The sequence below is a fragment of the Paenibacillus sp. IHB B 3415 genome (assembly GCF_000802655.2).
Taxonomy (GTDB): Bacteria; Bacillota; Bacilli; order Paenibacillales; family Paenibacillaceae; genus Paenibacillus_AQ; species Paenibacillus_AQ phytohabitans.
Genome location: NZ_JUEI01000036.1, coordinates 18,223 through 42,952 on the forward strand (window position 1 = coordinate 18,223; position 24,730 = coordinate 42,952).

Below are 24,730 nucleotides of genomic sequence, written 5' to 3' on the forward strand. Positions count from 1 at the left end.
GGAGTGAAAAGATCATGACAAGCGTTACAGCGGCAGCTGAGTCTGCCTCCAAAACTGCCCCATCAAGCAAAAAGCCCCGCCGGTTTCTGCGGGGAGAAGAAATGACCGCCTGGTGGTTCGTGCTGCCTTCCTTTGCTTTGCTGCTCATCTTTGTGTTCTATCCGATGCTGCAAGCCTTTGTGATCAGCTTTCAGAATTATAACCTGGTAGGATCGACCCGCAGCTTTGTCGGGCTGGACAATTACAAGACTCTGGTGACGGACAGGGATTTCCTGGCCAGTCTCAGGCATTCGTTTCATTTTGCCATCGTAGTTATTCCGATTCAGACCGCGATTTCACTGGGCCTAGCACTGTTAATCCAGAAAAAGTTCAAGCTTACCGGTCTGTTCCGCACACTCTATTTCATTCCGGTTGTCATTTCTACGGCAGTGGCCGCAACTGTGTTCAAACTGATCTACAACAAGGAATTCGGGATTCTGAACAATGTGCTGAAGACATTTCATCTGCCCACTACCAATTTCCTGTCCAACCCGGATACGGCGATGAACGGCGTGATTATGCTGGGAATATGGAAAGGCGTAGGCTTTTTCATGATTATCTTCCTGGCCGGACTGAACAACATTCCGCAAGATTTATACGAGGCGGCCCGGGTAGACGGTGCTACAAAAATACAGCAGTTCTTCCGCATTACGCTTCCTTTGCTGAACCGTACCACGGCCTTCGTTGTAATTATGACGACAATTGATGCCATTAAGCTGTCCGGCCTTGTGTTTGTATTGACCAGTGGAGGACCCAACGGGGCTACCGAAACCGCAGTCTATTATATTTATAAAATGGCCTTCCAGCAGATGCAGATGGGCTACGGCACCGCTGCCGCCTTTATTCTGTTCGCGATTGTTCTCGCCATCTCGCTCGTGCAAATGAGACTGTTCCGGAACGCGGAACATTAATGAGACTACTAGGAGGAATCCACATGAACCGCTTTGCAAGCATTGCCAAGTATACGGTTATGACCGTCCTGGCTGTCATTTCAATTATCCCGATCCTCTGGATGATCTCGGGTTCACTACGCCCTTATGAGGAATTGTTCAAGTACTCCTCCAGCCTGAATATTCATTTGTTCGTTCCTGTCCAGCCAACGCTGGCTAACTTCAAAGAGGTTATCTTCAGTGAGGGCAACCCTTTTCTCCGCTATATCGCTAATACACTGTTTGTTGCAGGGATTGTAACCCTGCTGGTGCTGCTAGTGAATTCGATGTCGGCGTTTGCTTTTGCCAAGCTGCGTTTCCGTGGAAAAGCGGTTGTCTTCGCACTGTTCATGTCGGCGATGATTATTCCCGGTGAAGTAACGCTGGTCCCAAACTATCTGCTGATGAATTATTTCGGCTGGCTTAACTCCTATAAGGCGCTGGTGATTCCTTCGATGCTGTCTGTGTTCGGAATCTTTCTGCTGCGGCAGTTCTTCGCGGAAATTCCAGATGAGATTCTGGAGGCGGCCAAAATCGACGGAGCCTCGATGCCCCGGACCTTTTCCAGTATTGTCTTGCCTGCGGCTGTCCCGCCGATGATCACCCTTGCGCTGATGACCTTTCTTGGCAACTGGGATTCATATCTGTGGCCTCTAATCGTTATCAATGACGAAAAGAAACAGATGATCCAGGTAGCCATTGCCACTTTCTCCTCGGTGGAAGGAACAGATTGGTCTAAGATTCTTGCCGCAAGCACCATTTCCACGGTTCCGATCCTGATCCTGTTTCTGTTCCTGCAGCGCTATTACATTCAGGGCATTACGATGTCCGGTGTGAAAGGGTAATGAAGGAATGGGAATAACGATGAAATACCGTACAGTGGCGCTCGGTTAATGGGTTTGGTATTGCTCATATTTCAGTAGTCTCGGCCAAAGTTGGTCCATGGTATATTGAACGTACAAAAGAAACCTCTCCTTTCAAATGGTTGTGTGGTAACTCCATTTTACTAAAGGACGGTTTCTTTTTGTGATTTTAGCCAGTTGAGTGCGTGAAACGCGTGAAACAAGAAACCGAAAGGGCAGCTTGTTTAAAGGCCGTCTTCGCGAATAGTTCTCTAAGAGGAGACGCACACTATTAGGGTGATTTGCCATCCAGCCTCATTGCAAGCAGATACAGCTCCGGCGACCCGGAAACTCGGTGAGCGGCTTTGAATTGCACAATCATTAGAGAATAAGATGAGGAGGCCCTAAGTTAATGTCCAATAAAAAAAGCTACTATGCATTTGAGGATCCGCTTGGCACTACAATTGAATTTCAAGCTACAAGCTTACAACAAGCCATGGTGATTAAAAAGAAGAAGGCTCATGAATTGGGAATTCCTAAAGAGGCGTTTGAACTCACAAGCATACGCAAGAAACCCACTCAGAGCACATAGCCTTTCTTCGGGTAGCTTCCTCATACCTTAGATTTAGCGTGCATAAAGCTATGACAATTTCATCGTAAAGATCAACCTGCATTTACAATTCACTAGGCATGAGCCGAAAATCAAAAGCCGCTTATTTGCGGCTTTTTCATTTATAGGACAATCACCTGTAGTATAACGAAAGAAACCGCGTATAGCGTGTGGGACACCTCTTTTATTTACAGTCTGATGTATCAGGCTTCGCTATCATTTGCACTATAGAGTATCCGGTATTCCAGCGGTTCCAGCGTAATATTTATCCGGCCGGCTTCCATCTCCACCGGCTCACCGCTGAAGGCATCCTGCCAACGGCGCTGGTCTCCGAATGAATGCTGGAGAGTTACCGGACTGCTGGAATTGTTCATCCAGACAGTAATGCGGCTGTTGTCATTGAAACGTTCGTACACAAGGCCCTGGCTATCCGCATCACTCTGCAGGAAACGGAAGTGACCGGTACGCAGTACCTCATGCTCCTTGCGCAGGGCAATCATGCGCTGATAGAAGCTGAATAGCTCACGGTCCTGACGGTCCTCCTCCCAGATCATACATTTACGGCAATCCGGGTCATCCTCTCCCGTAAGTCCGATTTCATCTCCATAGAAGATACACGGTGTTCCGGTAAAAGTAAGCAGGAAGGTGACTGTCAGTTTCAGTCTCCGGGTATCCCCGCCTAGCCGAGTAAGGACTCTGGGGGTATCGTGGCTGGCGAGAAGATTGAACAGCACTTCGTTTGCCTGACGCGGGTAACGCATCAGCAGTCCGTAGATATGGGAGGCGAAGGCCGTCGGCTCCATCTCCTCTCCCCGGAAGAACTCCAGCAGCCGGTCAGAGAAAGGATAGTTCATTACGGAATCGAACTGATCCCCCTGCAGCCAGCTGAGAGAGTCGCTCCATACCTCACCGATGATGAACGCCTCCGGGTTAATCTCTTTGACCGCCTGGCGGAATTCGCGCCAGAATACATGGTCCACCTCATTGGCCACATCCAGCCGCCAGCCGTCGATTTGAACCTCGCTAAGCCAGAAGCGGGTGATGTCCAGCAGATATTCTTTGGTTTCCTGGTTGGCCGTATTCAGCTTGGGCATCCCGGCGAAGAAGCCAAACGTATCGTAATTGGGATTGTCACCTTCGGCCTTAACCGGATAATCATAGATATGAAACCAATTGGCGTATTTGGAGTCTGCCCCATGTTCAATTACATCCTTGAACGGCGGAAACTCCGCGCTTGTATGGTTGAAGACGGCATCCAGCACTACCTTAAGCCCTTTGGAATGGGCCAGGCTGACCAGCTGCTTCAGCAGCTCCAAATCCCCGAAGCTGGAGTCGATCGTTCCGTAGTCTACCGTATCGTATTTATGGTTGCTGGGAGCCTGGAAGATAGGTGTCAGATACAGCGCCGTTGCGCCAAGCTCAACAATATAATCCAGATGGTCGATAATGCCCTGCAGGTCTCCGCCAAAAAAGCTGTCATTCGCCGGCGTAGCGCCCCATTCGAGCGTCCCTTCAGGATCATTCGCCGGATCGCCGTTGGCGAACCGGTCCGGCATGATCTGATAGAAGACTGCGGACTTCGCCCATTCCGGAACATGCAGCAGATCCACCTCGTGAATATAAGGCATTTCATAATAGCCTCCGGGAGGCACGGGCTGCTCTTTCCTATAGAAGCCGGATTCAACCATCCATACCGTCTCCGCATCCGTTTCCAGACGGAAGCCGTAGGAGAAACGTTTGCGTTCGGGCGTTACCTCAGCTTCCCAGTAATCGAAATAGGCATCTGCACCCACCTTGAGCATTTCCAGCTCCTGATGATGATGCTCCCAATCGTATTTATCGCCCGTGAGTGCAACTACCCGTTTCACATTGTTCTTTTTGCTGCGCAGACGCAGGTGAAAGGTAGTGCTGTTATAAGCATAGGCCCATTTGCCCTGCGGAGAATGATAGAGGCACTCAAGCTCAATGGATGTGCCTGGTGTTGTTGTTGATGTCAGTGCATGTCTGCTGATAGCCATGTCTATTCCTCCTGGGATCAATAATGAATGGATATAATAACGAATGAATGATGAGCTTTAGTTAATACCCGGGATAAATAGGAATTAAACACCAGATAGAACTGTCATAGGATGGAAAATAGTAGGTGAGCGGGAGCGGAGATGTAGGGCTTACAAAGGTGGGAATTTCCGAATCATGCAGCCTCATCTGGTCTTCCAACTGCCGGCCGGCAGTTGGAAGACCTGGAGATAATGCCGGGATAGAGTGATGCAACCTATACGGCATCTACCCCGGCTCTGTTAATCAGCTCCCGGTAGTCATTCCGCACATTGCCTACGGCTGATGAGACGGGATAAGCCAGCATCTGCCTTGCATCATAAGGCTGCAGCAGCTTCATCAGGGAGGGGATGTCCTGGTTGCTGCGGTCCAGCCACTGCGCTTCCGCGTCCTTGCCCAGAATGACCGGCATCCGGTCGTGAATCTCTTCCATGAGGCTGTTTGCAGCTGTTGTGATGATGGTGCAGGTGGCGATTTTGTGGCCGCTGGGATCTGTCCAGATATCATACAGGCCGGCCATGGAGAAGAGCTGTCCGTCCCGCAAGGTGATGCGCAGCGGCTGCTTGCCACTCTCCTTGACTTGCCAGTCATAGAAGCCGTCTGCCGGAATAATGCAGCGGCGGGACGATACAAGCCTTTTAAATGAAGCTTTCTCCAGCAGCGATTCACTGCGGGCATTGATTAGCTTCGCAGCGTTCTTATCCTCCTTAGACCAGGAAGGCAGAAGCCCCCAGCGCAGCTGGCCAAGCTTATTGTGTTTGCCGTCATGAATAACCGCCGGAATATACTGCATCGGAGCGGCGTTGAACTTCGGTGCATAATGGTCGAAGGAAGGATCGCCGGTGAAGTACCTGGTCATCAGCTCTTCCAGTGTTACGGTAATCGTATATCTTCCGCACATTTTACCCGTGCCTCCCTTTAGTGGCTGCCAGTTTACAGCATGGCCGCTTCGTGCTATGCTGCCTATATTTCTCATGATAACATTACATTATAGAGGAAGAAACTTAGGGATTGTGAAGGAGGAGCGGCGGCTATGATTATCGTAAGTTCCTGCCTGGCCGGAATGAAGGTTAGATATAACGGCACGGATTGTCTGGATCAGGGCATCCAGCACCTGCTGGACAATCAGCAGGCGGTTGCCATATGCCCTGAACTGATGGGCGGCTTCTCTACTCCCCGGGAACCGGCTGAGATTATAGGCGGCAACGGGCGGGATGTGCTGGAGGGCCAGGCCCGGGTGATCGACAGAACAGGCAATGATGTAACTGCAATGTATATAAAGGGAGCCTATGCCGCTCTGGAGCAGGCAAGGAGCTTATCGGCAACTCTGGTGGTGCTCAAGGAGAACAGCCCTTCCTGCGGCAGCTCCATGATCTATAACGGAGAATTTGCCGGTGTGAAAGTGCCGGGAGAAGGTGTAACCTCAGCGCTCTTGCGGCTGCACGGGATTGAAGTGATCTCCGAGGAGCAGCTGGCTGCGCGGTTGCCGGAACTCGAGGCTGACGAACCGTCCAAGCCATAGTTTTTCCCAATAATACTCCATGGACAAATGTTACAATATTGTGTTTATTAACAGGTGGTAAAAGGGCTTGTTCAGCAGTATAATTGAGTAGTCCTGCAAGTGGAAACGGCCTTGCCGTTCTCTCAAGGACGGTACCGTTTCAGCGAGAAATAGAAGGATAAATTATCGTGTGAAGCATATAAATTCTTATATTTTAAGAAAATCCTGAATTTCAAGAAGCGGAGAATCTCGTCATGAAACCCATCTATTTGGACCACGCCGCCTCAACACCGGTTCATCCGGAGGTGGCTATGGTTATGTACAATATGTTATTGAACCAGTATGGCAATGCGTCCAGTGTGCACCAGTTCGGACGGTCGGCCAAAAGAATCGTAAATGGAGCGCGCGACAGGATCGCGGGCTTTTTGGGCTGTTCCCCTGATGAGTGGGTGTTCACCAGCGGCGGTACAGAGAGCGATAACCTCGCCCTGTTCGGCGCAGCCTATGCTTCTATTCATAAGGGTAAACATATCATTACCACAGCAGTCGAACATCATGCGGTATTGCATACATGCGGACAACTGGAGCAACAGGGCTTCGAGGTTACTTATCTTCCCGTAGATTCCACAGGACTTGTCTCTCTGAGGGATGTGGAGTCTGCCCTGCGTGAGGATACAGTATTGATTAGCGTAATGTTTGTGAATAATGAAGTGGGAACTGTACAGCCTATAGAAGAGATTGGCAGATTGGCGGCCGGGCGGGGCATTCTTTTTCACGTGGATGCTGTACAAGCCCTGGGCACGCTGCCTATGGTGCTCCGCGAGCTGCCTGTCGACTATATGAGCTTCTCGGCCCACAAGATTGGCGGTCCGCAGGGAATTGGCGGATTGTATGTCCGGCGGGGAGCACCGCTGCAGCCAAGGCAACATGGCGGACTTCAAGAGCGCGGCAGACGGGCAGGTACGGAGAGCCTGGCCAGTACAGCCGGCTTCGCTACAGCGGTAGAGCTGGCTGTAGGCGGACTTGCGGAGCATCATGAGCAGGCTGTCAGGCTGCGGAGTACACTGCTGCAGGAGCTGGACAAGCATGCCGGAGCCGGCGGATATGTAATTAACGGAAATGAACAGCAGATGGTGCCCGGAATTCTGAATGTAAGCTTCCCGGGTGCGAAGACAGATGTGCTGCTGATGAATCTCGATATGGAGCGGATTGCGGCCGCCAGCGGTTCAGCCTGCACCTCGGGCTCTCTGGAAATCTCGCATGTCCTGCAGGCGATGAAGCTTCCGGAAGAACTTTTGAACTCGGCGATTCGCTTTAGTACAGGTTTGGGTAATACTAATGAAGAAATGCAGGTTGTTGCCCAAAAAGTTGGAACCATCTTAAACCGGCTGCGTACTAAAGACTAGGCATTTTTGCGGTCTGGCATCCGTTTGGAAGGTTTCTAGCCTCAGGGAACTCGTAAGTACTATTTAAGGTGAGGGGACTTTGGACGCCATGAAACTTCAAGATATGATTGGCCTCACCGTATATGAAGTTGAAGAAGGTACTGAAGTCGGTGAAATAATCGATATTGGACTGGATTCAAACTGGAACATTACGGGTATTGAACTGGAAAGCAAAACTTTTTTCTCCAGTCATGTGAAAGTTGTGGCATGGGATGATATTGTCGCTTATGGCGAAGATGCTGTCATGATCCGCAATAAAGAGTCGATTATTAAGACCGACGCTGACCATATACCCTATACTTTCCTCTTGGGAAAGAACAAGTTGAAGGATTTGCAGGTGCTTACAGCATCCGGAACGATACTTGGACGAATATCGGATGTTTATTTTGACCAAAAGATGGGAAACACAATAGTAGCGCTGGAAATCAGTGACGGGCTTGTAACTGATTTGATCGAAGGCCGCAAATGGCTGCCTTGTTCTGAAGGAATGTCTATCGGGGAGAATTCGGTACTGGTTCCTGCGATGAGCGAAGAACGGCTTCAAAAAGCCATTAATATTGTTAACGGATAGGTGGAATGTATTATATGAAGTGTCCAAACTGCAACTCCAAGGATATCGGCAAGATCGGTTCCCACCAGTTCTATTGCTGGGGCTGTTTCATCGAACTAACGGTCAACGGCGAGAAAATGTCGGTTTATCAGGTTGAAGAAGATGGCACGCTCAGTTCGCTTGACGATCTGTTCTCGGGTGAAGATGTTGCACAGGATTTCCCGCAGATCCATGCATCCTCCTGATCATTAGCCTGATTCATTCCCGGATAAAGTTACATAGATTCGCCGTGGGGCTGACCTCAAAGCATCGAATGGATGCTTGGGTCAGCCTTGTTTGCTCTTAAGCAGGAGATTCGCAAGCCTGCGGTGGGTGTTCCACGTAACGGTTCTTCAATCTTCTGCAACACAAAAACCAGCCAATCCTGGATCAGGATTAGCTGGTTTTTGTTGTGTATGGACCCTGGACAGCGTCTGCTTACAGGATAACTTCTCCTATAAATGCGGAAGTTGCATCTTTGTTATATGTGCTAACGAATTGGTATGTCGCCTCCGGGATACGGGCTCTATACTGAAATCGACTGGCGGCAACGCCGGATTCTGCAAGGTTCTGCATAAGGGGGAATATTGAAATGTACCGTAGAGGAATATCCAAGTTGCTGATTGCCGGTATGCTGCTGTCAGGGATTCAGCTTCCGGGAAACACGGGAGTGGCAGGAGCAGAGGGACTGGAAGAGCTTCCCGTATCAGCCGCAGGCACAAGCAGTGCTATTGCAGCCGGAAAGGCAGCATTTGCCGATATGAATCAGCACTGGGCTTCGCCAGCGGTGGACAGGCTGGCGGCCGCCGGAATTCTGCAGGGGAATGGGCAGGGGAGATTTGGACCAAGCCGTGCAATCTCACGCGCAGAGATAGCGGTTATCCTGGGCCGTGTGTTTCGTTACTCAGCTCCGGGAACGGCTGTGTTCAGTGATGTAAGCGCTTCTTCCTGGTATGCCAAGGATGTGGGCGGGATTAGTGCAGCAGGCATAATCCAAGGTTACGCGGACGGACGGTTTCAGCCGGGAGCAGCTGTAACCCGGCAGGAGGCCATGACGATGCTGAGCCGGGCTTTCGGCCTGGAGGCGGCCTCGCAAACTACGCTGGCTGCGCAGCCTGACGGGTCAGCGGTCAGCGACTATGCCCGGGAAGCAGTGAGTGCCATGCTTGACGCAGGCTACCTGCGCGGCGGGCCGGATGGCAAGCTGAATCCGCAGACGCAGATGACCCGGGCTGAACTGGCGGAGCTGCTGGGCCGGATGATCGGGTGGATCAGTTCAGGCGAAGGAAGCCACTCGATTGGCAGGGTGTCCGGCAATGTGATTGTCAACCGGGCGAATGTGCAGATCGAGAACGGGCCGGTTAACGGAAATCTCTATGTGACTGCCGGAGTAGGAGAGGGAGAAGTAACGTTCTCGGGAATCAAGGTGCAGGGAACCACTCATATCTCTGGAGGCGGTGACCATTCGGTAGTTTTCCGTAAATCTTCACTGGGGCAGATCAAGCTGAACAAGCCCAAAGCACCGGTACGGCTCGTTCTGGAGGATAGCAGCTCCGTAGCCCGGATTGAATTGCTCCAGCCGGCCAAGGTTGAGATTGGGGCCGGCACAAGGGTGGAAGCACTGATTATCGGTGCCGGCGCTGCCGGATCAGAGATTGTGAACCGGGGGGACATCGGCCTGCTTGAGACCAAAGCGGATCGTGTGCTTCTCAACGGCCTAGCGCTCAAGGCTGGTGAGACGCTTCGGGGCTTGTCCGGCAATGGAGCCACACCACAGGCAAGTGCAGCCGCCACCTCTGCGGGGAGTGGCGGGAGTTCAGGCGGAGCGATGTCAACGCCAACGCCTGCACTTATGACACCTGCTCCAACAGCGACACCTGGGGCAACGCCGACAGCAACGCCAGTCGTTACTCCGCCAACCCAAGACAATCCATGGGAGCTGGTCTGGAACGATGAATTCGACGGTAGCTCCATAGATGAGACCAAATGGAATGTTCAGGATACCGGAACGGTATACAATAACGAGCTGGAATATTATGATCCGGGCAACGCTTCACTTACAACAGAGAGCGGACACAGCGTACTGGCGCTGGAAGCGCGGAAGGAGGCTTACGGCGGAAAAGAGTACACATCGGCCAAGCTGACCTCCAAGCTGAAGGGCGACTGGACCTACGGCAAATTCACGGTGCGCGCCAAGCTGCCGATTCAGCAGGGAATGTGGCCGGCCATCTGGATGATGCCAACGGACGAAGAGAAGCAATATGGGCCTTGGCCCGGAAGCGGCGAGATGGACATTATGGAATTAACAGGACCGGTAGCCGGGGATAAGGAGAAGGCGGATCTGTATCCAAGAACTGTGCATGGCTCACTTCATTACGACATCCCGCATATGTCCCAGTCCAAGACCTACGTTCTGCCGGAAGGCAAGACGTTCGCTGACGATTTTCATGATTTCACGCTTGAATGGCTTCCGGGCCTGATTCGGTATTACGTGGACGGTAAAATGTATTTTGAAACGAGCGATTGGGGAACCAAAAGTGAGGGCCAGCCGGATTACTATACGTACCCCGCACCGTTTGACCGGCCGTTTTATATGATTCTTAATCTGGCGGTGGGCGGCGACTGGCCGGGGAATCCGGCAGCTGACTTCAAGTCCGACGAGATGTATGTGGATTATGTCCGGGTCTACAAGTACAAGAACCTGGATCAATGGCCTGATGTGACAGGACAGCGTCCAACGAATCCGGAGCTCTCGACTCCGCAGCGTCCTGCCCTGGCTGACGGCAATCAGATCTATAACGGGGAGTTCAAGGGTGCTGCCGCAGCGGACGGCCTGCCGGAATACTGGGAAATGATCGAGAATGCAGGTGGTGAGGGAACAGCCTCGGTCATGGAAGACAAGGATAAGGGCGCGGCGGTGAAGGTGGCCATCGAGCAGGCTGGAACGCAGAATTATTCCATTCAGCTCACCCAGAAGCCGCTTCTGCTGGAGAAGGGCAAAGCCTACAAAGTGACTTTTGATGCCAAAGCAGACGCAAACCGTCCGCTGATGAGCAAGCTGACCGAATTCGGCGGAGGATGGACGGCGTATTCCAAGGAACGCAATTTCCAGCTTTCGCCGGACTGGCAGTCATTTGAGTATACCTTTACCATGGCCCAGAATTCCGACAACAATGTCCGGTTCGAGTTCAATCTGGGTCTGAGCGATATTGCCGCCTATTTCGCTAACGTTCGAGTTGTGGAGACGCAGCCCCTGCCAGTGGTACGTACTCCGTTGTCTGACGGCAACCTGATCTACAATGGCGGATTCGAGCTGGGAGAAGGGCGGCTGGGTTATTGGAGCTTCGCCGTTAAGCCGGAATCGGGAGCTGCTGCGAAGGCCAGTGTAACCAATGCCCTGGAGCTGCCGCTGATGAAGCGCGAATTCAAGGCAGATGTCCAGAAAGCCGGAGGCTCGGCTGAGGATGTGACGCTCATCCAGACAGGAATCCCTGTGACAGCCGGCGGAGTCTATCAGCTTGCGTTCGAGGCGAGATCGGAGCAGGAGCAGCCGGTCGGCATCAAGCTGGACGGCGGCGATGGGAAGACCGTCTATCCTGACGGGTCTACCTTCACGCTGACAACGGAGTGGAAGAGCTATACAGCGGAAATAGCGCTGTCTGGCGGGTCCGGTACAGAAGCAGCACTATCGTTCCTTCTGGGCCAGAGTCCGGGGCAGACCGAGATCGACAATGTGCGTCTGGTTCGGATGGTTGATCCGCCTGTAATGAACGATTACCTGCATCTGCGGGGCGACCAGTACTGGAGAACATCGGGTACCGGCCTGATTCCGAGCGGCGAAGGCGGCAAGGACATCACGGATATGGACCAGGACGACTATGTGGAATACAAAGTGGTGCTGCCTCAGGCTGCCAGCATTGTTCCGGTAACCAGGGTATCCAGTGTGTGTGCGGATTCGGAGCTTACGCTGTCGGTGCTGGATGCCGGCAAGCAGAGTGTAGTGACGACCTCTGTCTATAGTACGGCAATCGGAGATACCGGAGGACCTCATTCCTACCGCGCAATCATCGGGGCACCGCTCGAGCTGCCTGCCGGAACCTATTATTTCCGTCTTGGCGGCAGCGGCTACAATCTGGCTTGGCTGGATCTTACCCGCGAACTCGTGAAAAACGGCGGCTTCAAGGACGCTTCCACCGACAACTGGACGCTGTTTAAGAGGGACTGGGACAATGATCCGGTGAAGAATACCGTAATGACTGCTGTGTATGGGGCGCTGCAGGTTGACCTGGGCGGTAGCGGCGATGAGGACTGGAATGTACAGGTGAAGCAAGGAGCGATACCCGTAGAGCAAGGCAAGAAATATCTGCTTCGCTTCGATGCCGATGCCTCCATGAACCGGGAGATGCGGGTGCTGGTTCAGCGTGACGGCTCCTTGGACGGCAATTGGACCCCATATACGAATGAGAAGGTCAGCCTGAGTGAAGCGGGCGGACATTATGAATATCTGTTCACCGCTCCGGCAAGCGATTCCGCTGCCGTACTGCAATTCAGTCTGGGCAAGGTTAACGAGCTGCTGGGAGAACATACGGTTAGACTGAGCAATATTTCCCTGCTGCAGGTGAGCCCGGTCATGGCGGGTGAGGCGTATGGGGAGAATCTGATTCCGAACGGAGACTTCTCCGCTCCGCTTAAGGGCTGGAGCAGCTTCTCCTCCGACAGCGGCGAGTTATCCATTGTCAATGTGAATGGGGCGCTGAAGATAAAGGTGGGTTCCACAGGAACGAACAGCTGGGACCGGCAGGTCTTTTATGAGGGAGTCGCTTACAACGAAGGCAATCATTATACACTTACCTTCAAGGCCAAGGCGGATCTTAAGCGCAAAATGAATATCAGCATCGGCTGGCTGGATGTGGCGAATAATTACACCTGGCACGGGTACACAAGCAAGATTGTTGATTTGGGTACGGAATATACCGAATATACCCTGGAATTCGACGTTGCCGGAGACAGCACCTCTATCGGCCGCATTTCGTTCGAGCTGGGCAACATTAAGGATGGGGGCACGGGTCAGCTTGCGGTGGATATCGATGATATTGTGCTTATGAATAACGGAACCGTAGCTGCACCTTGAACAAGCTTTAGAATTTGTTATCCAGGCTTGCGATTTGGTATTTAGACCGGCAAGAAACACTTTTATAATCATTACATGGAGGACGGGCAGCCGTTCTCCGTGATTTTCAAACGACAATGGGGGAGATTTATTGTGAAAAAGACAGCAGTATCCATCACCGCACTACTCATGGCATTTTCAGTAGTGGTCAGCGGATGTGGAGGCAATAACAACCAATCAAGTTCGGCTAACAACGGAGGGAAGAAAGAAGTATCCAGTGCAACTGCCGCTCCTGCAACGCCAAGCACGGACCCTGTTACCCTGAACGCGTGGGTGATGCCGAACAGTCCCAAGCCGGATGCTGACTTCCTGAAGACGCTTGATCCTTACCTGAAGGAGCATACGAATGTCACCGTTAAGGTAACCGTGCTGGACTGGGGTTCCGCCTGGACCAAGATTACAACGGCGGCTACAAGCGGCGAAGGCCCGGATTTGCTTCAGCTCGGTTCGACCTGGGTCCCTGCTATCGCCAGTATGGGCGGCATTGATAAAGTAACGGATAAGGTAGCTGATGTGGGCGGCGCCGAAGCCTTCCTGCCGGCGATCTGGCAGACTACCTCCATCGCGGGCGACAGTGAAGTCTACGGAGTACCTTGGTTCGTAGATGCACGTGCTATCTACTACCGGACAGATGTATTCAAGCAAGCCGGGGTTGATACAGCCACAGCCTTCAAGGATTGGGATTCCTTCAAAAGCGCGCTGCAAGCGGTCAACGGACAGACCGTTGACGGCAAAAAGATCGCTGCACTCGGACTTCCGGGTAAAAACGACTGGAACGTAGTGCATAATATCTTCCCTTGGATCTGGGCCGCAGGCGGCGATGTTCTCTCGGAAGATAACAAAAATATTGCCTTCAACGAAGAGAAGGGGCTTGACGGCGTGATGTTCTACACCGGACTTGCCGCTGAGGGCCTTGTGGATAAATCTTCGCTTGAGAAGAATTCGTCGCAGATTGAGAGCGACTTCGGCGACGGTAAATCGGCGGTCATTATCTCCGGCCCTTGGCTCGCCAAGAACTTTGCGACACCGAAAGCAAACGGCGGTATGGATGACAAGAAAGCGGCCAAGAACTTCGCGGTGGCTCCGCTTCCGGCAGGTCCGGGCGGACAAGCTACCTTCGTCGGCGGCAGCGAGCTGACCGTATTCAGCGGCTCGAAGAACAAGGAAGCGACTTGGGATCTGATTAAGTACCTGACTGGCGATGAAGCGCAGAAGGCTTATGCTGCCGTATCCGGCCAGCTCCCGGCTCGACTGTCACTTCTGGAATCGCCTGATCTGGATGCCAGCATGAAAGCATTCTCGGAAGCCACGAAATACGGAAGAACCTATCCATCCATTCCTCAATGGGGACCTACGGAAACGGCGCTGCAAAAGCATTTTGCCAACATCTGGGATATTGTCGCCGGTGTGAAGGGCAAATATAGTGAAGAAACCGTCAAGCAAGAGCTGGATTCTGCAGCGGCCGAAGTCAAAGCAATTATTAACCAATAATTATGAGGATTAGGGGGATGCCGCCGCGCGATAGGGTGCGGCGGTTCTTCCATTAGTAAAGTGAGGGATAAGAGATGGGACTCCATACTGAAAAAAATCTGCCTGCGAAGGCTGCTTCCGACAAGCGCGGACTGTGGCGCAAACGGGTCAGAGAGAATAAATTTGCTTACATGCTGATGGTGCCGACCATCATTTTCATGCTGTTGGTGCATTTGCTCCCTATGATTCAGGGATTCTGGATGTCATTCCTGAAGCTGAACCAATTTACACTGGGCAAATATCTCAAGGCGCCGTTTGTGGGCATCGACAATTATATTGGCCTGTTGTTCAACACTGATAACCCGGTCCGCCAGGGGCTCAATTTTGCCATCCGCAACACCGCGATTTATTCGGTCATTGTGACGATCGGTGTAATGATCATGGGCCTGATGATGGCCTTGCTGCTGAACCGTGATTTTCCCGGACGCAGCATTGCCCGTACAGCCATGCTGCTCCCATGGGTCGTTCCGTCTTATGTGGTCGGTGTGCTCTGGGGTTTCATGTGGCAGAAGGATGGCATTATCAACTATTTCCTGGTCGATGTCCTGCATCTCTTCAATGAGAAGCCTTTCTGGCTGCTGGGGCCGAATACGATCTGGGCGATTATTATCCCAACCATCTGGCGCGGCTGGCCGTTCCTGATGGTCATTTTCCTGGCTGGACTCCAGACTATTCCCGAAGATATCTATGAAGCGGCAACCATTGACGGTGCGGGCAAGTTCCGCCAGTTCTGGAACATGACGCTGCCGATGCTTAAGCCGGTTATTGCGGTACAGCTTTTATTCCAGATTATTAACAATGTCTACTCCTACAACATCGTCTCCACGATGTTCGGCAACGGTGCCGGATATCCGGGGGAATGGGGAGACCTCCTGATGACAGCCTTGACCCGCCAATCCTTCGGTTATTGGTCCTTCGGTTCGGGTTCTGCCGCTTCAATCATGCTGATGTTTGCCATGCTGATGGTCGTCGGTATCTGGTACCGCGCCTTTAGATCGGAGTTGAATGCCCAATGAGTACACACCGTAAACGTTCCGTCAGTTCGTTCCTGCTGACCTCACTAACCTGGGTCATCGTTGTATTGACGATATTCCCCATTTTGTGGATGATCTTCACCTCTTTGCACTCTAATGACCAAATTCTGAACGGTATCACTACCTTTAGCCTGCCGAAGCCGCAGTGGGTCAATTATATCAATATGTGGGATACCGTTAATTTTGCCACCTATTTCCGCAACAGCCTTCTGATCTGCGGTGCGACAACCCTGCTTGCCGGCTCCTTTGCCGTTCTGGCTGGGTATGCGCTGGCCCGGTTTGATTTTCCCGGATCGAAGCTGTTCAGCATGAGTATCATATCCACCCAGCTGATTCCGGGGATTATGTTCCTGTTCCCGATTTATCTGATGTTCCTGTGGATCAAGAATACGTTCGGTTTGCCGATGATCAATACGTACTGGGGAATGATTCTCGTCTACACGGCGTTCTACACCCCAATCAGTATCTGGATTATGCGAAGTTTCTTTGTCTCGATTCCAAGAGACCTGGAAGAGTCGGCCACGATTGACGGCTGTACGAAATTTCAGGCTTTTTACAAAATCATTCTGCCGTTGTCTCTGCCCGGCATTATTGCGACAGGCATCTTCATCTTCCTTACGGCGTGGGATGAGCTCCTCTTCGCCTGGGTTTTGACAACCAGCTCGGATGTACAGACGATTCCGGTCGGTATCCGCTTGTTTGTCGGCCAATACAATACCCGCTACGACCTGCTGATGGCAGCGTCCACGGTTGTAACCGTGCCGGTCATGGTCATATTCTTCATGACGCAAAAATACTTTATCAGCGGTATGACCGCGGGGGCCGTCAAGGGCTGACCCGCAGCATGCCAGGAAAGGTGAGAGCAATCATGCTGAAATTTACTACCGCAAGAGAAGCGATGGCTTCGGCTGAAGAGATCCTGAGACAAGCCTTCGCAGACCGGATTGGCCCCGGGGCGCACATCAGCGCCCTCTTTACGGATTCGGAACGCCGGGGGGCTGTAGGCATAGCCGGTCTGCCGCTTCGGCTGCCTGCCATTCAGGAGCTGCTCAAGCTCCCCGCTGTGGCAGCGCTGCTGCCAGGTGAAGCGGGTGCCTCCGCGTTGTTCGCCGTAAACGAAGAAGCCACGGAATTGTCACTGTATATCCGGCACGCCGGAAGACAGGAGCAGACTGTTGACGTACCGGAGGCTACCGCAAGCGTGGCTTTGGCGCACTTGCAGGCTGCCCCGGGCTGGGCAGGCGCGCTTAACGCTGAGGGCGAGCATGTAATTGATCTGCGTTCACCTGTGCCGGGTCCGCATTTCGCGGTCAATTTGCTTATGGGTAACCGTCTGAGCTTTCCCCATCCGCTTCAGACCACTCCGAAGAGCGTTGTTGACCGGCTGGGCGGCGGCAGCTTCCGTTCGCATGCGGCCACCCAGGTGCTGGCCACCCGCTGGGATATGCGCCAGGAGGAGAACGGGTTCCCGGCTAACCGGCAATTCTATCTGTTCGAGGACGGGAAGCAGATCTTCTATTCCGCGGACCCCGGAGATGAAGGGATGGAGTCGGCGGTCTGCCGGCATTCGCAGAATGTAACCCGAATCATCTGCCGCACGCGCTGCGGACTAGAGATTACACGAATCATCTCTATTCTGCCTCAATACGAGGGCCTGCCTCTGGCTACCGAATTACAGCGGATTGAGATTGAGAACCATGGAGAAGCCGACCGCCGTCTGCGGATCGTCTACACGGGAATGTTCGGTTCCGCCGCACCGGGTGCATTGTTCGAGGATGTGCTGTACAGCAACGTCATTATGCAGGGCGGAGTGCTCCAGGATAATACGGGAGCCGTGGCAGCCATCAGTCCGGATTATTATCCTGAAGGCGGCCGTCATGATCTGCGCTTCCACACAATGATCGTTCACGGGGCAGAAGGACCGGTGCTGCCGCGTGAATACTGCGTCAGCTACAATGAATTTGTCGGTACAGGCTCGCTGCACCGTCCGTCCGGCGCGCTCAGACTGAGTAACATTCTGCACCGTAAGGGGCCAGGGTTCTTCGCGGTAGCCGGGGAAATTCAAGCGGCTGCGGGAACTAAGACAGCTGTTGACCAGTTGACCGGTCTTGTCTCTGACAAGAGCGGGGCGCCTTGGAATGACACAGTGCTGGCGGATGAAGTGGGGGCGCTGGTCGCCCGTTTCTCCGATCCAGGCGCGGCGGAATCAGCGCTGGAGGAATCAGCCGGGTTCGTACGGAATTACAGCAAATTCCTGCAGGTATTCTCCGATGACAAGAATTTCGATGTGTTTATCAACCGCAATCTGCCGTTTCAGGTGCTCTATCAAAGCTTTGTCTCCCGTTCCTTTTGTCAGACACAGAAGGGCTACAGGGAGATCGGCTTCCGCGAAATCCAGGATTTGTACGCATCGATGTATTATTTTGTCGGCATGGGACGAAGCGCTCTGGTGAAAAGTCTGCTTAAAGAATGGACCGGCATGGTGTTTGAGCTGGGCTATGCCTATCATAACTTCTTCTGGGCGGGCAAGGAGCCGGGCAAATGGTCCGACGATGCGTTATGGCTCGTTCAAGCCGTCTACCGCTATGTAATGCTTACCGGCGATCTCGAGTTCCTGGACGAGTCTTGTCCGGTAGCGGGACAAGACGCCAGCCGGCCGGTCTTCGAGACACTCAAGGCGATTATTGTCTATTCAGGGCAGATTTCAATCGGCCGCCACGGTCTGCCCTTACTGGACTTCGCAGACTGGAACGACTGTCTTAAGCTGGATGACACGTATCTGAACGGTCCAGCCAAGGAAAAGCGCTACCGGGAGCAATTGCAGGCAGGAGGGGTCTTCGGGGATTCACTGGACAGCGATTATTCCGAGAGCGTCATGAACGCCTTCCTGCTAAAGGTAGCGGTAGATGAACTGTCTGCTCTGGCTGCCCGCAAAGGGGAGCAGGATGATGCCGATGAGCTGAACCGCTTCGGAGCCAAGCTGCGCGGGCGTATTCAAGAGCATGCCTGGAAGGGCAACTTCTTCGCCCGCGTGCTCTTCAACCGGTACCCGGACGGCGAATACACTTATTTGGGAGCTGCCGGAGACGGTCTGTCAGCAGATCCGGCATCCGATGGTTCTTACTTCTTAAATTCCTTCAGCTGGAGCATCCTGTCGGGCTGTGCCGATGAAGCGCAGATCTCGGTGATGCTGGACACTATGAAGTCGCATCTTATGACTCCTTTCGGATTGAAGCTGGTTTCGCCGGTTGCCTTGGGCAGGGTCTCTTCTCACACAGCTTCGGACGAATACTTTCCGGGTGACCGGGAGAACGGCGGCGTATTCAAGCATGCCTGCATGATGGCCGCAGCTGCGATGTTCAAGGGCGCCAAGGAAGTCTCGGATTCAGGGCTTGCTGCCGAGCTGGGCCGTTTCGGCTATTGGCTGCTGGACCGGATCATGCCGTTCAAGACGATGGAGGATCCGTTTGCAGTCTGCGGAAATCCGCGATTCTGCACTCAATATAATAACAGCGAGACGGGGGAGAACATCGGTCCGATGCTAAGCGGCACCTCGACCTGGCTCACCCTCTCGCTGATGGAAGCGCTGGGCATTGAATATACAGCGCAGGGGATTGCACTGAGTCCGATCCTGCGGGAAGAGCAGACAGAATTCTCTTACACTCTGAAGCTTGGGAAATCTTCATACTGTATCCGGATCAGTAAACCGGAAGGCTTCTGCCGGATGCGCGGCGGTGCTGCCCGTCTGACACTGGATGGCCGGGCGCTGGAGGACGGGCTTATTCCGACTCCGGATGACGGGCTCACCCACGAGGTGGAGCTGCGGTTTGAAGAGTAAAGATGTTAGAGTGCCCGGTCACGGAACTCATGCGGGGTCATCCCCGTGTACTCCTTAAAGAGCTTGATAAAGTAATGGGCATTGGAATAACCCAGCTCGGCGGAAACCTCATAAATTTTCAGCGGCGTATGAATGAGCAGATACGCCGCTTTTTCCATCTTAACCTGACTGATGTAATCGCTGATCCGCTTGCCTGTCTCAAGCTTGTACATTTTGGACAGATATACCGGATGCATCTGGACATGATCGGCGATGGCCTGGAGGGAGACATAATGCATATTGCGGTCGATATATTCATGTACGTTCCGAATCAGGACTGTCCGGCTGTCCCGCCGCTCGGATTCAAAATGCTCCTTCAGCAGCGTAACCATCTCCAGCGCCCATTCCCGCAGCTTGTCGGCCGTCTGGAAGGGGGCCTGCTTCATCAGCGGGTTGCCCACGATCTCGCCCAGCATCTTCTTATTCTTATGGGCGAAATAATAGAATGCCGTCTCCAGATGCAGACGGGCTTCATGGATATGCTCCAGAGAGTGGTCCGGATTCCGGGCCAGCTCCGAAGCGATGGCATTCAGCTTGACTTCGATCCCCTGCCAGTTGTTCGCCTCAAATAAATGAAAGAAAAGCGGAGGCTCGTAGAGCGGCTGGAGAATTTCTACAGGGTTAAAGCTGCTGTTGTCCGTGGCATCCAGATAGATGCCTGTTTCGCTGCCGATATGCTGGCGGATGGCCGAGATGCCGGATTGATAGAGCGTGTACACCTGATCCGGGAATCCTCCCCAACCCGTAGTGACCACAGAAAGGCCGCCTCCAATCAGCGTGCTGACATGATTCTGCAGCTGGTAGGCGGCCTGGGTGATATCATCTGCCAGATTCAGGCGGGGTTCAATGTCTTCCCTGGGCTGCAGCAGAAATACAAGATAATCATGGACATCCTTGCTTGACCAGATGTGGAACCGGTCTTGAAACAGCTCTTGCGCGATATTAATAATGGCGTATTCGAACAGCAGCATGCTGCCCATGTCCTGACGCCGGAAGAACTCCTCCGGTCTGACGATTACAAGGCATACCGGCAGACTGGTGGAGAACGGCAGATCGAATTGGGAGAGCCGCTCGTGCAGCTGCGGCCTGGACATCTTCCGCCCCTGCAGGAGCTCGCCGAGCAGCCGGTCCCGCAGGAGCGGAAGATGCTCGCGGAAGGTCTGCATTGTCCGCTGAAAGGAGGACCAAGTCTCCCATTCGCCGCGCAGCTCTTCCTGGAGCTTGCCAATAACGGCAATCAACTGGTCATTGGCAATTGGCTTAAGCAGATAGGCACTGGCTTGCTCTTCAATCGCCTTGCGGGCATATTCGAACTCGGCATAACCGGTCAGCATAACGACCCGGATATGCTTCCAGCGGCTACGGATGGAGGCGATCAGTTCGATGCCTGAAATTTCAGGCATGTTGATGTCAGTGACAACAATGTCGATAGGATAACGCTGAAGCAGCTCCAATGCCTCGTATCCGGAATAAGCCTTGTGGACTTGTTCAAATCCCATTTCCGTCCAAGGAAGCGAAATGGATAGATCATCAACGACATAAGGTTCGTCGTCAATCAGAAGAATTTGATGCATAGGGTTCCTCTTTCTTCTCCATGCGAAGAGTAATTTTTAAGCCGCCTTCAGGTGAAGGGGCGATCAGAAGGCCGGATGAATCACCATAATGGGACCTGAGGCGCTGCTGGATGTTCCATAGCCCGCAGCCTCCGTCCTCGCGCGCCGTTTCGGAAATCCGGGCCTGCAAAGCGGTAACTGCCTCATCCGTCATGCCAGCTCCGTTGTCTGCAACGGTGACTATGACACTCTCTTGTGTATGGGAGGCGGTGATCCGAATGGAGCCTTGGCCGATCTTTTTCTCAATACCGTGAATGATGCTGTTCTCCACCAAGGGCTGAATCAGCAGCCGGGGAATCTGCAGACCCAGCAGATCTTCCGCGATATCCATCTCATAGCAGATGCGCTGTTTCCGCAAATTCTGAATCTCCAGGTAATTCTCGAGCAGCTTCAGCTCGTCCTGCAGCGTAGTGAGGGAATGGTCCGCCTTGGTGATGTAGCGGTAATATTCTCCGAGGTTAAGCGCCATAGCCTCCACTGAATCGGTGTCGCCGACAACGGCCTTACTCTTAATAAAGAACAGGCAGTTGTAGAGGAAGTGCGGATTAATCTGCGATTGAAGCTGTTTCAAGTGGGCATCCTTGGCCCGGAGCTGCTCCAGGTAGACCTGTTCAATCAGCAATTGAATTTTTTCTGCCATTTCATTGAATTCTTCGTTGAGCATTGTGAACTCAGGATTGGTCTTGGTATGAATACGGGTAGACCAGCGTCCTTCCTTCATCCTGTTGAGCGAACGCAGTAAAAGGCTAACCGGACGCTGCACTTGACGATATAGCTGCAAAGAGAACAACAGGCTCATGACCAGGAGAAAAGCCGATCCCGTCAGGAAGAAATAACGGCTGCTGCGGATCGGCTGAAGAATCTGCTTCAACGGCGAATAATGCACGACCCGCCAGTTAATGGCCGATGAAGGAACCGAACTGATAAGAAAGCTGCCCTTCTTGAGGTTGAGGATTTCCGATGTGCCCTGTCCGTCTGCGGAATCAAGCGTTGCGGTGATCCGTTCAGCCATCTCCCGGTCGGTATTGCGGGAGAGGATCATCCCGAAAACCGGATGGAACAGGAAGGTATCGCCCTTGTTCTGCGACTGGTAGGCATCGAACATTCGTTCAATGTTGGATACAGGGAAATACATCGACAACAGCAGTTCTGCCTCTCGGGGAGGGCTGCTTTCTGTAGCGGGATCTGACAGCAGCAGGCGGAAGCCCGCTTCAGTGCTGCCCCTGTCCTCAGAAATATACTCCCAGCCGGCCGGGAGCGGATTCTCCAGTACGGAGGAATCAAAGGAGAGTGAGGAATCTGACCCCAAGGTCTCACCGTTGTGCGGCTTGTACAGGACAATCCGGTTCTCCCACGTACTGGAGCTGGTCTGAAGGGAGAGCTTCTCCAGCACGGTCATAATGGTCTGGGCGGGGTCAATAAGATGGCCCAATTGCCGGATCTGCTCGTAGTCACGGATGGTCGGGTCTCTCTGAAGAGCATACATGCTGCCCGCCAATTGGTTGATATTGTTGTCCATCTGCTGGGTCAGGAACTCCAGGTGATTCAGGTCAGTTGTCTTGATCTGACTCGTGATGACTCCGATATCCTTGCGGTAGGATAATCCGTAGAATAAGAGTGTGGTTGATATAAGGGAGAGCAGGATTGCAACCATTTTAATAAACAAACTCGGACGCCAGGCCATAAAATCATCCTTTTCAGAAGCTTTCACTGTTAGCCGTAATAAAAGAAGTGTACCATGTGATGCCGAAGAAGATTATGATACAAGTTGTCCGGCTCTCCAGAACATTACGAAAAGCAGGTGGTTCCATGAAATTCAGATTGCCGTTGTTCGCGCTGGTCCTGATATTGTCGGGCTGCACCTTCCGCAGCTCCGGGGCCACTCTCCCGGCAGCTTCCCCGGAGAGCACGGCGCCTCATTTTGACGTCAAGGCGGGTAAATATAATCCGCCCATAGACCTGTACACAGTGGGCTCCGTGAACCCCAATTTGACTTTTAAAAAAGGCGAGAGCCTTGAACATAATGTGCATACGGCCTGGGCGGAGGAACGGTTGGGAATCCGTATCCGTTATCTCTGGACCATCTCCGGCACCTCCGAGAACTACGCCAACAAGCTGAGGCTTGAGCTGGCCAAAGGCAATATGCCCGATGTTGTCACTACACGGGATGCAGCCATCATTCAGGAGCTGATTGACTCCGGGCAATTCATGGAAGTCGGCAGTTTATTTGAACAATATGCCTCCCAGGTGTGGAAGAAGGCTGTTGCCGAGGACACCTCGGCATGGAATGCCTTCGTGCGGGACGGGCATAAGTATGCGATTCCCATCATGGATTACGAATACAACTCCGATCCGCTGCTCTGGATTCGCCAGGATTGGCTGGACAAGCTGAAATTGGAAACACCGCGGACTCTGGATGAGCTGGAACAGGTCATGGACGCTTTTGTCAACCAGGACCCGGACGGCAACGGATTAAAGGATACTTACGGCCTTGCGTTAGGATTCCGTAACGGTCCCAGTACCTGGATGGGGGACAGCAGCTGGATTTTTGGAGCGTTTGGCACGGTTCCCGAGCAATGGAACCGCCGGAGTGACGGAACCCTGGAATATGGTTCCGTGCAGCCCGGCGCCCGGAAGGCTGTCGCGCTTATGAAGCATTGGGTTCAGCAGGGGTACTTGTCGACCGACAGTGCCTGGCTTGATGAAGAGGGCGCCGCCAACCGTTTCGTCTCCGGCAAGGCCGGCATGATTGCCGGCCCGTATTGGATGCGCGGCTGGCCCTTGTCTTCCCTGACTGCCGCAGACCCGCAGGCGTCTGTCAAGGCTGTTGCGATACCCTCCGGACCGGAAGGTACCGCTATGAGAAGAGGCACCTTACCTGTCAACGGAGCAATACTGATTAACAAGAAAATGAAGCACCCCGAAATCTTTTTTACCTATCAGAATTATATGTTTGATTATTATGCTACCTCCACCGGCGAGTTCATTAATGGTCTTGCAGAGGGCTATGACTGGGCAATGGAGGGCGGCAAGGCGACCATAGAGCCCTCTGCGCTGCCGATGGGCGTCATCCGGGTGGCCTCCTACACACTGACCTTCGACGGGGCGAGAATTCCCTCCGAAGTCATCAAGGAGATTCCGGAGGATATTGCCCCGGTGCTGCTGGGCCAGAAGGAGGCTTCCCGTAAGGAACAGTTCACGGGACCGCCCACCAAGACGATGAAGAGCGATGGTGAGCTGCTGAAGAAGCTGGAACAAAAAAGCTTTCAAAACATAATCTTTGCAGACAGCGGTATCGGGGAATTTGACGAGTTTGTCGGCAAATGGAAGGCCTACGGGGGATTGTCCGAAACCTCGGAGGTCAATGCCTGGGACCGCAGCCGCCGATGAGTCCGCAGGGACAAGAAAACCGGGGATTGTCCGAAACCTCGGAGGTCAATGCCTGGGACCGCAGCCGCCGATGAGTCCGCAGGGACAAGAAACCGCCTTGATGAAG

The 24,730-nt window shown here is 53.0% G+C and carries 17 protein-coding genes and 1 pseudogene; 14 read left to right on the forward strand and 4 right to left on the reverse strand.

Going from position 1 to position 24,730, the window contains the following annotated elements:
• Nucleotides 1-14: 14 nt before the first annotated feature.
• From QW71_RS17070 to QW71_RS17080, 4 genes and pseudogenes are all read left to right on the forward strand, one after another.
• On the forward strand, nucleotides 15-950 hold the full coding sequence (locus QW71_RS17070; protein ID WP_083442588.1) for a carbohydrate ABC transporter permease: 936 nt from the start codon (nucleotides 15-17) through the stop codon (nucleotides 948-950).
• A gap of 23 nt (nucleotides 951-973) precedes the next feature.
• Complete coding sequence (locus QW71_RS17075; protein ID WP_039300890.1) at nucleotides 974-1,813, forward strand: carbohydrate ABC transporter permease; 840 nt, start codon at nucleotides 974-976, stop codon at nucleotides 1,811-1,813.
• A gap of 197 nt (nucleotides 1,814-2,010) precedes the next feature.
• Nucleotides 2,011-2,106 (forward strand): annotated as a pseudogene (locus tag QW71_RS42230) (hypothetical protein); the annotation flags it as partial.
• A 116-nt stretch (nucleotides 2,107-2,222) separates the two neighbouring features.
• The gene (locus tag QW71_RS17080) at nucleotides 2,223-2,402 is read left to right on the forward strand and encodes a hypothetical protein (protein WP_039300892.1); all 180 of its coding nucleotides are present in this window, start codon (nucleotides 2,223-2,225) and stop codon (nucleotides 2,400-2,402) included.
• A 221-nt stretch (nucleotides 2,403-2,623) separates the two neighbouring features.
• Here QW71_RS17080 and QW71_RS17085 read toward each other — a convergent pair whose 3' ends face one another.
• Both QW71_RS17085 and QW71_RS17090 read right to left on the reverse strand, forming a co-directional pair.
• On the reverse strand, nucleotides 2,624-4,438 hold the full coding sequence (locus QW71_RS17085; RefSeq protein WP_083442589.1) for an alpha-glycosidase: 1,815 nt from the start codon (nucleotides 4,436-4,438) through the stop codon (nucleotides 2,624-2,626).
• 254 nt (nucleotides 4,439-4,692) lie between these two features.
• Nucleotides 4,693-5,376, reverse strand: coding sequence for an SOS response-associated peptidase (locus tag QW71_RS17090; protein ID WP_039300895.1), 684 nt, complete (start codon nucleotides 5,374-5,376; stop codon nucleotides 4,693-4,695).
• A 132-nt stretch (nucleotides 5,377-5,508) separates the two neighbouring features.
• On the opposite strand from QW71_RS17090, the gene QW71_RS17095 reads away from it, so the two are divergent.
• The 9 genes from QW71_RS17095 (at nucleotide 5,509) to QW71_RS17135 (ending at nucleotide 19,582) form a co-directional block, all read left to right on the forward strand.
• A complete protein-coding gene (locus QW71_RS17095; protein ID WP_039300898.1) occupies nucleotides 5,509-5,997 on the forward strand; it encodes a DUF523 domain-containing protein in 489 nt (162 codons plus the stop codon).
• A 233-nt stretch (nucleotides 5,998-6,230) separates the two neighbouring features.
• Nucleotides 6,231-7,382, forward strand: coding sequence for a cysteine desulfurase family protein (locus QW71_RS17100; RefSeq protein WP_039300901.1), 1,152 nt, complete (start codon nucleotides 6,231-6,233; stop codon nucleotides 7,380-7,382).
• Nucleotides 7,383-7,470: 88 nt separating this feature from the next.
• Nucleotides 7,471-7,992, forward strand: coding sequence for a PRC-barrel domain-containing protein (locus tag QW71_RS17105; protein ID WP_039300903.1), 522 nt, complete (start codon nucleotides 7,471-7,473; stop codon nucleotides 7,990-7,992).
• A gap of 14 nt (nucleotides 7,993-8,006) precedes the next feature.
• A complete protein-coding gene (locus tag QW71_RS17110) occupies nucleotides 8,007-8,216 on the forward strand; it encodes a hypothetical protein (protein WP_039300906.1) in 210 nt (69 codons plus the stop codon).
• A gap of 386 nt (nucleotides 8,217-8,602) precedes the next feature.
• Nucleotides 8,603-13,141 carry a carbohydrate binding domain-containing protein gene (locus QW71_RS17115; protein WP_052770062.1) on the forward strand — a complete coding sequence of 1,513 codons (4,539 nt, stop codon included), beginning with the start codon at nucleotides 8,603-8,605 and terminating at the stop codon, nucleotides 13,139-13,141.
• A 132-nt stretch (nucleotides 13,142-13,273) separates the two neighbouring features.
• Nucleotides 13,274-14,671, forward strand: a complete 1,398-nt coding sequence (locus tag QW71_RS17120; protein WP_052770063.1) for a sugar ABC transporter substrate-binding protein — start codon at nucleotides 13,274-13,276, stop codon at nucleotides 14,669-14,671.
• Nucleotides 14,672-14,745: 74 nt separating this feature from the next.
• On the forward strand, nucleotides 14,746-15,726 hold the full coding sequence (locus QW71_RS17125) for a carbohydrate ABC transporter permease (RefSeq protein ID WP_039300909.1): 981 nt from the start codon (nucleotides 14,746-14,748) through the stop codon (nucleotides 15,724-15,726).
• Entirely contained in the window at nucleotides 15,723-16,580 is an 858-nt protein-coding gene (locus QW71_RS17130; RefSeq protein ID WP_039300911.1) for a carbohydrate ABC transporter permease, read from the forward strand. Before QW71_RS17125 ends, QW71_RS17130 begins: the two co-directional genes overlap by 4 nt.
• A 32-nt stretch (nucleotides 16,581-16,612) precedes the next feature.
• Nucleotides 16,613-19,582 (forward strand): GH36-type glycosyl hydrolase domain-containing protein, encoded by a 2,970-nt coding sequence (locus QW71_RS17135; protein WP_200905931.1) that lies wholly within the window; start codon nucleotides 16,613-16,615, stop codon nucleotides 19,580-19,582.
• Between the two features lie 5 nt (nucleotides 19,583-19,587).
• On the opposite strand, the gene QW71_RS17140 is transcribed toward QW71_RS17135, so the two are convergent.
• Both QW71_RS17140 and QW71_RS17145 read right to left on the reverse strand, forming a co-directional pair.
• Entirely contained in the window at nucleotides 19,588-21,195 is a 1,608-nt protein-coding gene (locus tag QW71_RS17140) for a response regulator (protein WP_039300914.1), read from the reverse strand.
• Nucleotides 21,173-22,918, reverse strand: a complete 1,746-nt coding sequence (locus QW71_RS17145) for a sensor histidine kinase (protein ID WP_047013815.1) — start codon at nucleotides 22,916-22,918, stop codon at nucleotides 21,173-21,175. Before QW71_RS17145 ends, QW71_RS17140 begins: the two co-directional genes overlap by 23 nt.
• Before the next feature lie 125 nt (nucleotides 22,919-23,043).
• On the opposite strand from QW71_RS17145, the gene QW71_RS17150 reads away from it, so the two are divergent.
• Nucleotides 23,044-24,624 carry an extracellular solute-binding protein gene (locus QW71_RS17150; RefSeq protein ID WP_039300917.1) on the forward strand — a complete coding sequence of 527 codons (1,581 nt, stop codon included), beginning with the start codon at nucleotides 23,044-23,046 and terminating at the stop codon, nucleotides 24,622-24,624.
• Nucleotides 24,625-24,730 lie beyond the last annotated feature (106 nt).